Source organism: Pedobacter arcticus A12 (genome assembly GCF_000302595.1).
GTDB lineage: Bacteria > Bacteroidota > Bacteroidia > Sphingobacteriales > Sphingobacteriaceae > Pseudopedobacter > Pseudopedobacter arcticus.
Map to the genome: position 1 here is coordinate 574,381 of NZ_JH947127.1, position 13,801 is coordinate 588,181.

Below are 13,801 nucleotides of genomic sequence, written 5' to 3' on the forward strand. Positions count from 1 at the left end.
TGCTTAATTAATATCTTTATTCCTTCAAAGTTGGCAATATAAAATAAATTTGTCCGTATTAAATCCGAACATCAAAATTAACGCATTGAAAATATCCCATAAATACCTTTACCTATTAACCTTATCAGCAGTATGTATTTTTGCATGGAGCTGTAAAGCAAAAAAAGACAAGCCAAAAGTTAAATTTATGAAGAATTTAACGGCACACTACAACATTTATTTTAATGCAAAAGAAGCTTTAGAAGAAAGCAAAAACACCATAAGAAATGCACAAGAGGAAGATTTTAGTCAACTCCTAGAGATTTTTCCATTACCAAACCCAGATGTTTCTGCAAACGAGACAGAAAAACTGGATGAAGTAATTAAGCGGGCAAACCTGATAGCTATTGAAAAATACGAAAGCAATTGGTTAGATGATTCTTACCTATTGTTAGCTGATGCAGAATACCTTAAAGGCGATTATTATAATGCTATTGAGTATTACAGCTACGTTGGGCAAACCTTTACCAAAGAAAAAAAGAACAAATTAAAAGCATATTTAGGCCAAGTTAAAAGCGACTTTGCCTTAGACCTGATACCAGAAGCAGACTCTGTATTAGATATGGCCATCGCTTTAAAATATAAATACCAAAGAGACCAAGTTGCAGTAACACAAGCTAAGTTAGCCATTATAAAAAACGATGTAAAAGGTGCAATTAACCATCTAAAAAATGCAGTTGGCGATACAAAAAACACCTACGATAAAACAAGATGGAGATACATTTTGGCGCAGTTGCAGGAAATCGATGGCGATACAGAAAGCGCAACAGCTAATTATGATAAGATTGCAAAAAGCAATACCTCTTTTGAGATGGCCTTTAATGCCAACTTATCAAAAATCAGAATTAGCGAAAGTGCCGACGGTAAAGATTTTGATAAAATAGCCACGTTAAAAAAGCTGTTGAAAGAAGACAAAAACCGACAGCTGAAAGATCAGATCTATTATCAGATTGGTAAAGCTTACGAAGAAAAAAAGGAATACTCCATAGCGACGGATTTCTATGTTACCGCAGCACATACTGTTCCTGGCACTGCAAAACAAAAAGGGTTAACTTATCTAAAATTAGCAGAGCTTAATTTTGAGACACTCAAAAATTATACAAAATCACAGCTTTATTACGACAGTACTTTACAGTTTCTTCCAAAAAACTATCCTAATTATACAAGCATCGCTACAAAGGCAAACAATTTAAAATATCTGGCAGAGCGTTTAACTATCATCGATAACCAAAAAAACAGTTTGTATTTAGCAACGTTAAGCGAAGATCAAATTACCGCAAGAGTGGATTCTATATTTGCAGAAAACGAAAAATCACACATCAAAACTACACAAAGCAACACAGCGGAGCAGTTGGTAAGTATAAACGATTATTCGTCGGCAAATAAAAAAGCTGGTACTTTTTATTTCTATAACGATGCTGCAATGGGTCAAGGTTTTAGTGAGTTTAAACGCAGGTGGGGAAACAGAACCTTAACTGATAATTGGCGGGTAAGCGCAGAAAACATGTTAGCGTCTGCAGATAATGGCCAAAATCCGAACGAGGACAATAGCGATGGTTCTTCATCTGTGGGTGAAAATAGAGATTCAATAAGAGCAAAAATGGTTAGAACTATTCCTTATACTTTACAAGCAAAGCAAAGTGCTAACGAAAAAATATCGACAGCACTTTACGAAATTGCACTGTTCTATAAAGATATTTTGAAAGACGAGGCAGAAGCAACAGAAGCTTTTCAAGCTGTTATCCAAAACTTTCCCGAGGATAAAAATTTAGCAAATATTTACTACCAGTTATACCGATTGTCAGCAGAGACCAATCCGGCTCAATCAGCGATTTTTAAACAAAAGATATTAACGCAATACCCAAACAGTGTTTACGCCAAAGCAATAGCCGAACCTAATTTTGGTAAGGAAAGAGAGTTTGGGTTAAATGCACTGAAAGACGAGTATGCTGGTGTTTACCAACTTTACACCGCGAAAAAATACCGCGAAGTTTTAACAAAGTTAAATACCTTAAAACCTAGGTATTCAACCTTTAAAGAAATTGAGCCAACCTTTGCTTACTTAGAGGCATTAACAATTGGGCACACTCAAAAAACACCTGTTTTTTTAGCTAGTCTAAATCAGATTGTAAAAAGCTATCCGGACAATAACGAGGTAGTTCCAATTGCTAAGCATCAGATTGATTTTATCACCAGAAACAGAACTGTTTTTGACCAGCGACCTACCGCCCTGCTTTCGCATGATGATAATGAATACAATAATCAACAACCTCAACTTGTTTTTGCACCCGCTATAAAAGAGGAGCCCGTTGAAGCAAAAATTATTAAACCAGAAATTATTAAGGAATCGCTTAAAAAGCCCGAGCCTAAACCTATAGTAGTACCCAAGCCAGAGCTTGCTAAGGTTGAAAAAGAAGTAATAGTAGAAAAACCCGCGATAAAAACGGAAGAATTACCAGCGCCATCACCTGAAATCAGTAAAACTGTAGAAGTTTTAAAACCAGCTATTGTAGAAAAAACACCTGAGCCAGCGCCTATTGCACCAAAAACTCTTGCATTTAGTACAAACGAAAGACAGCGGCATTTAATCATTATAGACATATCAGACCCTAAACAAAATATTGCGCAACCATTTTCTAAGCTATCTCGCTATTTTTATTCTAAATTTGACCCTTCTGAAGTTAAATTGGTGATTCGCATAGTTGGTGGAACGGAAAAATTTGTAATCATAAGCGGCAATTTCTATACTAAAGAACAAGTAGATATCGTGTCTGATGAACTGGCTAAAAATTTGCCCGAAATTATGGAAGGACAAACCACGCAGTACAGACAGTTTGTAGTGTCGGAAGAAAACTTAATGCTTTTGACCGATAAAAAATCTATAGATCAATATTTAAAAGCTATTACTCCTAACAAATAATGCAAGACAAAACAATTTTAACCAAGGCTGATATTGCCAAGTACAACAAAATATTCTGGAAAACCATTCTCGGGGTTCTTGCTTTTATTGCGCTGGTATTTGTTGCAACCGCCTTTGGGCTGTTTGGCGAATTACCTTCTTTTAGAGACTTAGAAAATCCAAAAAGTAATCAGGCTTCTGTAATTTACACTTCAGACAAAGCCGAGCTAGGAAATTATTTTGTTCAAAATCGTTCAAATATCACTTATAAGGATATATCACCCAATGTAATCAATGCTTTAATTTCTACCGAAGACGAGCGTTTTAAAGATCATTCTGGAATTGATTTTAAAAGAACATTCACTATCTTTCTGTATAATTTCATTGGTAAAAAACAAGGTGGAAGTACCATAACGCAACAATTGGCACTCAACCTTTTTTCTGATGAAGGTCGGGCTAGATCATTTTTCAAAAGAATTCCCCAAAAATTACGAGAATTGGTTGTCGCTATTAAACTTGAGCGTAACTACACCAAAGAAGAGATAATTACCATGTATTTAAACACGGTAGATTTTGGAAACAACTCTTATGGTATCAAAGCTGCCGCTCGTACTTATTTTAACACTACACCAGCAAAATTAAGTGCCCCACAAGCCGCAACCTTAATTGGTATTTTAAAAGGCGTTACACTTTACTCCCCAACTAGAAATCCAGATCGGTCTTTAGGCAGAAGAAACCTAATTCTAAGTAAAATGTACGATGCAGATTATATCTCGGTAGATGTTTACCAATCTGCTAAAGAGAAAGGTTTGGAGCTGCATTTTAGACCAACCAACCATAATGAAGGCTTGGCAACATATTTTAGGACGATACTTAAACAGGATATACAAAAGACTTTTACCCAACTTTCTATTACCAAAGCAGATGGTAGCACTTATGACTTAGATAGGGATGGTTTGAAAATTTACACCACCATTGACTCCAAAATGCAGCTTTACGCCGAGCAAGCTCAAAAAGAGTATATGAAAGAATTACAGGCGCAATTTAACAGTCATTGGAAAGGGAGAGATGCTTTTAAAGGAAACGAAAACCTGATTAAACAAGGGATGAGACGTTCTGATAGATATGCGGTGCTGAAAGAGGAAGGGAAATCGGATGAGGAGATCAATGCTGATTTTAAAAAACCGGTGAAAATGCAAATTTTCAGCTGGAAAGGAAATATAGATACCACAATGACCCCAATAGATTCTATAAAATACTATAAAATGTTTTTGAGAAACTCTATGATGGCAATGGATCCGGAAAACGGAGAAGTTAGAGCTTGGGTAGGAGGAATCGATTACGAGCATTTTAAATACGACCAAGTAAAAATGGGAACTCGCCAAGTTGGCTCAACAGCAAAACCATTTACTTATGCCGTAGGAATCGACAATGGCTATTCTCCATGCTACCAAGTTGACAACGTTCCGTACACCGTAACTGGTTACGGAGAACCTTGGACACCTAGAGCCTATGGCTCAATCCCAGGTTATTTAACGTTAAGAAAAGCATTGGCAAAATCTCAAAACTATATTACTGCTTGGGTAATGCAACAAGTTGGTCCAACCGCGGTTGCTACTTTGATCAAAAGAATGGGAATTACGTCAGACATTCCGCCCTACCCTTCCATTGCTCTGGGTTCTTTTGAAGCTTCCGTGTATGATATGGTGGGTGCTTATAGCGCATTTGTTAACCACGGAGTTTGGACAGAACCTATATACCTTACCCGAATTGAGGATAAAAACGGGAACACACTATATGAGCGCAAACCAAAAGTTGTACAAGCATTAAATGAGCAAACCGCTTACGTAATGACATATATGCTGAAAGGTGTAGTAGAACAAGGAACTGGTGTTAGATTGCGATACAAATACGGATTAACCAACCCAATTGGTGGTAAAACGGGAACTACTAACGATAACTCGGATGGATGGTTTATGGGAATTACGCCTAAATTAGTAGGTGGCGTTTGGACAGGTTGCGAAGATAGAGCAATACATTTTAGAACAACAAACCTTGGAGAAGGTGCAAACACCGCACTTCCTGTTTTTGCTTTATTTTTGAAAAAAGTTTATGCCGACGAATCTTTGGGCATCAAAAAAAACATAGATTTTCCACAACCAAAAAACGGCGTTAGCATCACGTTGGATTGCGGGCAATATCAAAATCAAGAAACGCAAAAACCTGGCGAAACCGGAGCAAATCCAGATGAAAGACTAGGTTTTTAACAGATTCATTACATTTTAATGAACCACCCAAAAGGTGGTTTTTTTATTTTTGCTTACATGTTTGATTATAAATCGGCTTTAAAAAATGTTCCTCACAAACCCGGCGTGTACCAATATTACGATGCCGTTGGTGAACTGATTTATATTGGTAAGGCTAAAGATTTAAGGAACAGGGTTGCATCGTACTTTAATAACGACAACTATAAAGTAAACGCAAAGACCAAAGTACTGGTAAGCAAAATCAGAAGCCTAACGTTTACCATTGTAGATACGGAGATTGATGCTTGGCTGTTAGAAAACAGCTTAATAAAAAAACATCAACCAAAATACAATGTAATGCTGAAGGATGACAAGACTTATCCTTGGATTGTTATCAAAAACGAACCTTTTCCACGTATTTTTTCTACGCGGAGACTGATTAAAGATGGCAGTAAATATTTTGGTCCTTACCCTTCTGTAAGTATGATGCACCATATTTTAGACCTCATTAAAGATACTTACCCTTTACGGACCTGCAACCTTGCGTTACACCAAACAAACATTAAAGCAGGGAAGTTTAAAGTATGTTTAGAGTATCAGATAGGTAATTGCAAAGGACCTTGCGAAGCTTACCAGTCAGAAGAAAGTTATAACCACTATATCGAAGAGATCAAAGATATCTTGAGCGGTAAAATTGGGAATGTACTCAAAGATTTAAAAGCACAAGTTACCGATGAAGCAAGTCAATTACATTTTGAAGAAGCGCACCGCTTACAATCAAAATACGATTTATTGGAGCGCTACCAAAGTAAATCTACCATTGTAAATTCTTCCATTACCGAGGTTGATGTTTTTAGCATCGCGTCTGACGATAAAATAAGCTTTGTAAACTATTTAAAAGTAATGCATGGCACAATTATCCAAACGCAAACCATAGAACTTAAAAAGAAGCTTGACGAGTCTGATGAAGAACTGCTTTCTATCGCTATTTCTGAGTTTCGCACAAAGTTTCAAAGTACATCTAAAGAAATCATCGTTCCGTTTGAAATGGAACTGGAAGATGAAAACGTAAAGTTTACCGTTCCAAAGCAAGGTGAGAAGAAAAAGCTTTTAGAGCTATCACAAAAGAATGTGCTATTCTTTAAAAAGGATAAGATAGATCAATATGAAAAACTGAATCCAGAATTTAGAACAGACCGTTTGCTTGCGCTGATGCAAAAAGATTTACGTTTAAACGATCTTCCTCGGCATATTGAATGTTTTGACAACTCCAACTTCCAAGGAGATTATCCGGTATCGGCAATTGTGGTTTTTAAGGATGCTAAACCGTCGAAAAAAGATTATAGGCATTTTAACGTAAAAACAGTAGAAGGCCCAAACGATTTTGCCACTATGGAAGAGGCTGTTTATAGACGTTACAAAAGACTGTTAGAAGAAAATGAACCACTACCTCAACTCATTATAATTGATGGTGGTAAAGGCCAACTCTCCTCTGCAGTTAAAAGTTTGAAAACTTTAGGCATTTACAATAAAGTAGCCATCATTGGGATTGCAAAACGCTTAGAAGAACTTTATTATCCTGGCGATCAATATCCACTATACCTCGATAAAAAATCGGAAACGTTAAGAATCATTCAGCAATTGCGTGACGAGGCCCACCGTTTTGGAATCACCTTCCACCGAAAGAAAAGAGACCAGGGAACGCTTAAAACCGAATTAGAGTTGATTGAAGGAATAGGTAAAACCTCTGCTCAAAACCTATTGAGACATTTTAAATCCGTTAAAAAGATCAGGGAAGCTAACGAAGCGGAACTGTTACAGGTAATTAATACCAAGCAAACAAAATCACTGCTTAGTTTTTTCCAACAAAAAAGCTCTTCCCAATAGGAAGAGCTTTTTTTATTAATGTACCGAGAAGTGGATTATTGCTCCCACATATCTTGCTCGTACTGAATCAGCGATTTCTTAATCCTATCCGCTTCCAGCAATTTATCCAAACCTGATTTTAAATCTGGTCTGGTAGCCAGCTTATACCCATCTGGGTTTGATTCTTCAATAATTAAGCTTGAAAAATATCTCAACTGAAATACATCATCAAAAGTGTATCTGATTTTTTCGTTTGGATGATAAACATTGAATTTACAGATGTAATTTCTAATGGTAGGATAATTCACGTAAAACAGACCAACCATATCAGCACCAGCTTCTCCAAGTTTTACATTGGGGTCTTTTAGTTTTGGTACACTTGCAGAACTTGCCGCACTGCTTGGCACTATCAACCCAATAGCTATGATGAACGACTTAAACTCCGAACGATTGGTATCAAAATACCAATCTTCAACAATTCTTAAACCACATTTAGCTAATAATTCCTGATCAGAAAACTGCAATGGATAACCTAAACCCGCCGAAGCGTCTGTTTTAGTTAACAAAGTATTGTAATCAATTAATTCTTCTACCCTACCTGTACTTGGATTCCATGATTGATAAGCTTCAACCTTTTGTTCAGATATACCTCTCAATAAAACCGTTAAAAAGTTTCTATTGGTATCAACAGGTGTAAGATACCTGTTAGTTGGATCTGCAAAATAAATATCTCTGGTTAACCTTTTAGCAAAAATAACGTCGTCACTTTTTACCCTTGGCAACTCAGGAGCACAATTTACAGGTTCCTTTCCTAACTCTTTTTCTCTATCTGCCTTTACCGCTTCAGCCTTTTGAAAGATTGAATAAATAGGCATTACTTTAGGTTTATCAGAATCTTTTTGTGCAAAAAGATTAAAAGTAACGCATACTAATAACGAGATGATGCTTAATTTTTTCATGTTATCTACCTACTGAAATACTTACTGCCCCTTCAAGGGTTCTTGTTGTACCGTCTTCTCCCGCAACCACTATACTTTGGAAGCTTAACATATCACCAGGATTTAAACTGCTCATGTTCTGTTTTATTGCCCCACTAAAAGTTCCTTCTTTTGATTGGTAAAATAAAGGATCCTGTCTGGGTCTGGTAATAAACAAATTGAAACTAACTACCCTAAACTTTAAATCAAAATCAAAGTTTCTTAGTTCTGCTTCTAAACGGCTTGTTGATCTAGCCGTAGCGGATGAAATCTGTCCGGATGCTTTATCTGCAAAAGTTGCAATTGGATCTGGTACTTCTTTAATTCTAAACTTTGTTGCCCCTAAAACCTGTGATTTCCCTTTCTCAATTTCCGCAGAAACTGTAACTGTTGCTTCGGTTCCACCACTAACTTTTACCGTGTAATTTCCGTTTGATCCACTTATAGAACCCGTAGAAATACTCACTTTAAGTTTTTCTTTAGCGATACCGGGCGCCGAAACTGAAACTGGGTTTGAAACACCTTTGTAAAATACGTTCATTTTATCAGGTGAAACTACCGCAGATGGCTTTGCAACCTGATATTCAATAGGATCTGTAGTAAATGACTTTATTTGTCCTGTAGTTGGATCTTTAAAAGAAACCGTACCAGTCCATTTATAAACACCTTCTTTTGAACTTCCAGCTTTATATTTACCCCTACCATCTATATTAGGAAGGGCTGAACCATTCACAGTGGCAGTAATTGGAATACTTGAACTTCCTGCTGTTAAAAACACATCAGCTTCGTACGTTTGACCGGCCAAAATGTAGCTACTTTTCGCTACCGCTACAGCTTTATATGAATCTACTACTCCACCACCTGTGGTTTCTTGATACAATTTATTAATTACATAAGCCTCAGCATTTTTCGCATCGTTCTGAAACTTAGATAGTAATGTAATTGTGGAGGTTAAAGGCTTGCCTTCTCCAAAATTGTAATTAGCCCAGCTCTGAGCAGTTTTTGTACTTGGATTAATCTTTGGCCATTCCAGCTCTAAACCAATTCCTTTTGGAGTTTGTCCAATTAAAGCCGCCATCTTTTTAGAGGCTTCTTCAATTTTCTTTTGCAATACATCTCCTTTTTTCTTCTCTACCAATTCTTTGTGAGAAATGCCTAAATCATCACGTTTTTTTAAATCGCCGTTCTCTAGTAAGCCATCAGTCATGGTAATCAACTCCTGCTTAACTTTTTCAATCTCGGCAACTAAACCGTCACCTACTTTTTTAGCTTCTAATGCTTTGTTATAATTTTCTTCTGCCTTTTTAGGTGCATTATCATAATAGTTTTTAAAAAGCGTCATAATGAACTTTAAACGATCGTTCATATTCTCATTACTCTTTTCTAAACCGTCTCTTACTGTTTTAAAGGCATCCAATACGGTATTACTTACGTTTAATGCTAACATTGCCATTAACACCAGGTACATAATACCAATCATCTTCTGCCTTGGGGTTTCCTTACCGCCTGCCATATCTTAATTCTTAAAGCGTTTTTTTAAATTAAAAAATTAATGATTATGCTCGTGGTTGATTCATCGCAGAAAGCATATTGCCATAAACTGCGTTTAAGCTCGACAAGTTTTTAGAAAGTTTTGAAACTTCGTCCTTGAATTGCTTAGAATCATCCATAGAATCATTAAAGTTAGACATGGTTTGAGAAAGGTTTGAATAAAACTTATTCATTGATTTCAAATGTGCACTTGAATCTTGAAGCTCTAATTCATACACTGCATTTAATGCAGAAATATTTTTACCCAAATTATTGATTTGGGTGTTGTATTCTTTTGCGCCTTCTGTTGCGGTTGCAATGGTTGCAACGCCTGCCGTAGCATGATCAAATGCTACACCTAAACCATTTACCTTATTAGCTGCTGTTTTTATATTCGCAACAAAATCTTGAGTTGCTATAGAAGCATCTGCTGCATTAGATATTGCTCCAACTTTATTGGTAAAATTATCTAAACCAGCCTTAATTTTGGCTATTGCATCATCACCTAACTGTAAATCTGGTAACCCTGCGCCACCACCAGCCGAACCTTTAATTTCAAGTTCGTTTAGTTTTACAGGTTTAGACATGTCAATTGCGTTGCCACTAAATTCTTCTGAAAGCTGTGGATATACTTTTTCCCATTTCGGATCTTTATGTGGTGGTACAAATCCCATAATAAAAAAGAGAACTGCTTCTGTAGCTAACCCCACACCAATAATTAATTCGCCACCTGGCCAGTGAAGTATTTTTGCCATAGCGCCAATAATTACTACTGTTGCCCCCCAAGATATAATTGCGTCTAATGTGATAATAGATCTTTTTTTGCTTGCCATTTTATAAGAGTTTGGATTTAGATTGCTTTATTTTGGTTTATAAGTTTTTAGGTTGAGATTATGGCTTCATCTTGCTTGGCTTGTCTTTGATGTCTCTACCTAAGAAAGGAGTAACACATCTAAAACCAATGGAAGATCTTGCCGAATCTGGATATTCATAAGATTTAGCAGAGTTTTGCAGAAAGTAACCAATATCTTTCCAAGAACCGCCCTTAACAACTCTTTTCTTGTTGTAATCTGGATCTCCCTTTTGCACTGCTTTATTAAAAGATGGGTTAATTGTACTTACATAAGCCGACGCTGCATCACTATAGATAGAGCTTGTCCACTCCGCAACGTTACCAGCCATGTTGTACAAACCGTAATCGTTAGGAAAATATGATTTAACATAAACTGTAAAAGCTCCACCGTCATCAATATAATTACCTCTACCAGGCTTAAAGTTAGCCAACAAGCATCCTTTTGCATTTCTGATGTAAGGACCGCCCCAAGGGTAACTTGTTGCCACACGTCCGCCTCTAGCTGCATATTCGAACTCTGCTTCGGTTGGTAGGTCGTAATCTAACCTAGCAGGTAACTGCTTTGAGTTTTTGTAAGACTCGTTCAGTCTCGATCTCCAAACGGTGAAAGCTTTTGCTTGCTCCCAAGTTACACCAACTACAGGATAGTTAGAGAATGATGGATGAGAAAAATAACCTTTCGCCATTGGATCATTTTGTGCGTAGGTAAAATCCGATATCCAAACCAAAGTATCTGGATAAATGTAAGCTTCTTCTTTTACAATAAACTCGTCTCTTTCTACTGTTGGTGCACCTTTAGTTAAGTTTGGATCTCTTAACCCTCTGTAAGCGGCTGCCTTTTTATAATCTATCCAAGCGTAATCATACTTAAGCTGCTCTACTTTAAGTTCCTTTTTATTAAAAAACTTAGCAGTACCAGAATAATACATCGCTTGGTCTAACTTATCCTTTAAAGTTTTATCTCCCCACATACCTTTCCCTGAACTCATTGCTTTCCAGTTGATATAAGGACTTTCTTTACCGCCTTTACTTTTTAACAAGTATTTTTTTGGCTTGCCTACTAAATTAAAAGCAATTGAATCTCTAACCCAATTCACAAACTGCTTGTACTCGCTGTTTGAAATTTCAGTTTCATCCATGTAGAATGCGGAAATTGTAACTTGTTTATTTTGTGGAAATTGTGATATGGTAACATCTTGATCTACCTGACCCATGATGAAGGTACCTGCAGGGATGTAAACCATGCCATATGGTAGCTCTTGCCTAACTGTTTTTGACTTTACACCAACTAATTCGCCCCTTCCGTCTCCTTTACCGCAACTAAACAGGGCAATACTAATCAATATCAGTCCTGATATGAATAAATTTCTCATGTGCTCTTCAAGTTTTATTGTGTTTTTCTTGTGTAAAAAAACGTTCCTAATATACAGAAATTCAACATTTTCAAATAAATTATTTTTTTTTATCAAAATCAGACGTTCTGTAATCTCTTCGTTTCAAAGTTAAAATCTTAAAAAGCTTGTTCAAATACCAAGTAATAGGTATTTCAAAGCTTTTATTTTCTCCTTATTACGCAGTCAGTTTCATAAGGTTTCAAAAAAAAAGCGACTATTTTTTTAAGTCGCTTAAATAAATATCGTTATAAAACACCTATTTTAATGATTTTATGTACTGTTCTATCGCCATTGTCATGGAAGGAGCCTCTGGTGTTGGGGCCGGAATATCCAAAATTAATCCTGCATCAATAATAGCCTGTTGCGTGGTTTTGCCAAATGCAGCTATTCTGGTATTGTTCTGTTTAAACTGTGGAAAATTGGTGTAAAGAGATTGTACGCTAGACGGACTAAAGAATACAATAACATCATAAAACACATCTGCCAAATCAGACAGATCTGAAACTACGGTTTTAAAGAGTACAGCAGGGGTAAAATCTATTCCTTGCGCTTTCAAGAAAGTTTCGGTAGCCTCCGCAGCAACATCAGAACATGGGTATAAAAACTTTTCTGCCGTATGCTTTTTTAAAACCTCTGCCAAATCTTTTGCAGTCTGTTTTCCAAAAAATATTTTTCGTTTACGGTACTGAATGTACTTTTGAAGATATAAAGCAATAGATTCTGACAAGCAGAAATATTTCATATCTGCAGGTACATCAAAACGCATTTCTTCGCAAACCCTAAAGTAATGGTCGGCCGCGGTTCTACTTGTTAAAATAACAGCGCTGAAATCAGCCAAGTTAATCTTATCTTTTCTGATATCCTTTCCTGCTACACCTTCCACATGTATAAAAGATCTAAAATCAATCTTTAAGTTTAAAGATGATGCTAAATCATAATACGGAGACTTTTCACCCTCTGGTTCTGGTAAGGTAACTAATACACTTTTAACCTTAACTTTTCTCTCTTCCAAATTAAATTTCATTAACACTATAAACTAATATTAATTGTTTTCACAAACAATAATATCGGACAAATTTCAAGAGTGCAAAGATACAGAAATAAATAAAATTTTGACAATTGGTGATTTAATAAAATTTTAAACAACAATCTGAGTAGCTGAGCACCTATTAAGACGGTGAAGAGTAATATAAAAGCCCAAATCACAATATTACCATGATTTGCACCTATAAATGTTAGAATAAAAATAGCCGGCAATAAAAGGAATAATGAATTAATATATCCTAGGTAAAGTATATTTAGGTAAGATCTGGTGAGTTTTTGAATCTCAAATAAAAAACCGATAAACTTTATAGCGAATATTTTTAATCCAAAAAAAACAAATGCTGCAAAAGAGATGATTAAGAATGAGTTAAAATCTGTAGCTACATCTGAAGCGGCTGTTTTATACAATAACAAGCATATAAATAACCCAACCGTAAAAGAAAAAATCAGGTAAAGAAACACAAACTGCCAAGTGATAAGCACATTGTCTTCTTTATCTATCTGGCTTAAAATTCTATTATCAAAAAAGGCCCTAAATAAATTCGCAATCTCTTTAGCAAAAACCAGCCTAACTACACCAAACATTGTTAAAAGCACTAGCACTGCAAACAAAAACCATTGTGGGTACTTGTTTAGGTGGTTACCCACACCGTAAGAATTCTTTACAATCTTAAAGTTTTTAGGTAAACTCAACAGATAAGGGTCTGTTGTTAAATTGTCTTTCAAAAGCTTTTCTACATACGGGTTTGGGCGATTAGGATTTGGATTTAAAAATTGCCAGGTGAGCGAATCTTTAACAAAGTTTTTTCGGGCTAAAGCTGCTGAATCTATGATGATACTTGGTTTGTAAATTACTTTAGCTGTTGTATCCATATTTTGAACGGAGTCTTGCAGGGCAAAACCCGAAAAGCTCATCAATAACAAACACAAAACCAAAACAACTTGCTTCATAA

General features: G+C 36.1%; 9 protein-coding genes. 3 read left to right on the forward strand and 6 right to left on the reverse strand.

What is annotated here, in order from left to right:
* Nucleotides 1-85: 85 nt before the first annotated feature.
* From porW to uvrC, 3 genes are read left to right on the forward strand one after another with little or no spacing between them, the layout of a single operon-like run.
* Entirely contained in the window at nucleotides 86-2,959 is a 2,874-nt protein-coding gene (gene porW / locus B176_RS0114160; protein WP_456238396.1) for a type IX secretion system periplasmic lipoprotein PorW/SprE, read from the forward strand.
* Nucleotides 2,959-5,205 carry a penicillin-binding protein 1A gene (locus tag B176_RS0114165; protein WP_017259486.1) on the forward strand — a complete coding sequence of 749 codons (2,247 nt, stop codon included), beginning with the start codon at nucleotides 2,959-2,961 and terminating at the stop codon, nucleotides 5,203-5,205. The genes porW and B176_RS0114165 overlap by 1 nt, the downstream gene beginning before the upstream one ends.
* Nucleotides 5,206-5,223: 18 nt before the next feature.
* Complete coding sequence (gene uvrC, locus B176_RS0114170; protein ID WP_017259487.1) at nucleotides 5,224-7,071, forward strand: excinuclease ABC subunit UvrC; 1,848 nt, start codon at nucleotides 5,224-5,226, stop codon at nucleotides 7,069-7,071.
* A 35-nt stretch (nucleotides 7,072-7,106) separates the two neighbouring features.
* On the opposite strand, the gene B176_RS0114175 is transcribed toward uvrC, so the two are convergent.
* The 6 genes from B176_RS0114175 to B176_RS20370 all read right to left on the reverse strand — a co-directional run bounded on the left by B176_RS0114175 (nucleotide 7,107) and on the right by B176_RS20370 (nucleotide 13,799).
* Nucleotides 7,107-8,009: a hypothetical protein gene (locus B176_RS0114175; protein WP_017259488.1), complete on the reverse strand. Its 903-nt coding sequence runs from the start codon at nucleotides 8,007-8,009 to the stop codon at nucleotides 7,107-7,109.
* A 1-nt stretch (nucleotide 8,010) separates the two neighbouring features.
* Entirely contained in the window at nucleotides 8,011-9,540 is a 1,530-nt protein-coding gene (gene porM / locus B176_RS0114180) for a type IX secretion system motor protein PorM/GldM (RefSeq protein WP_017259489.1), read from the reverse strand.
* 43 nt (nucleotides 9,541-9,583) lie between these two features.
* On the reverse strand, nucleotides 9,584-10,390 hold the full coding sequence (porL, locus tag B176_RS0114185; RefSeq protein WP_017259490.1) for a type IX secretion system motor protein PorL/GldL: 807 nt from the start codon (nucleotides 10,388-10,390) through the stop codon (nucleotides 9,584-9,586).
* 58 nt (nucleotides 10,391-10,448) lie between these two features.
* Nucleotides 10,449-11,783 carry a T9SS ring complex lipoprotein PorK/GldK gene (porK, locus tag B176_RS0114190; RefSeq protein ID WP_026063356.1) on the reverse strand — a complete coding sequence of 445 codons (1,335 nt, stop codon included), beginning with the start codon at nucleotides 11,781-11,783 and terminating at the stop codon, nucleotides 10,449-10,451.
* A gap of 277 nt (nucleotides 11,784-12,060) precedes the next feature.
* Nucleotides 12,061-12,828, reverse strand: a complete 768-nt coding sequence (locus B176_RS0114195) for a uroporphyrinogen-III synthase (RefSeq protein WP_017259492.1) — start codon at nucleotides 12,826-12,828, stop codon at nucleotides 12,061-12,063.
* A 5-nt stretch (nucleotides 12,829-12,833) separates the two neighbouring features.
* The gene (locus B176_RS20370; RefSeq protein WP_017259493.1) at nucleotides 12,834-13,799 is read right to left on the reverse strand and encodes a DUF4271 domain-containing protein; all 966 of its coding nucleotides are present in this window, start codon (nucleotides 13,797-13,799) and stop codon (nucleotides 12,834-12,836) included.
* Nucleotides 13,800-13,801: the final 2 nt, after the last annotated feature.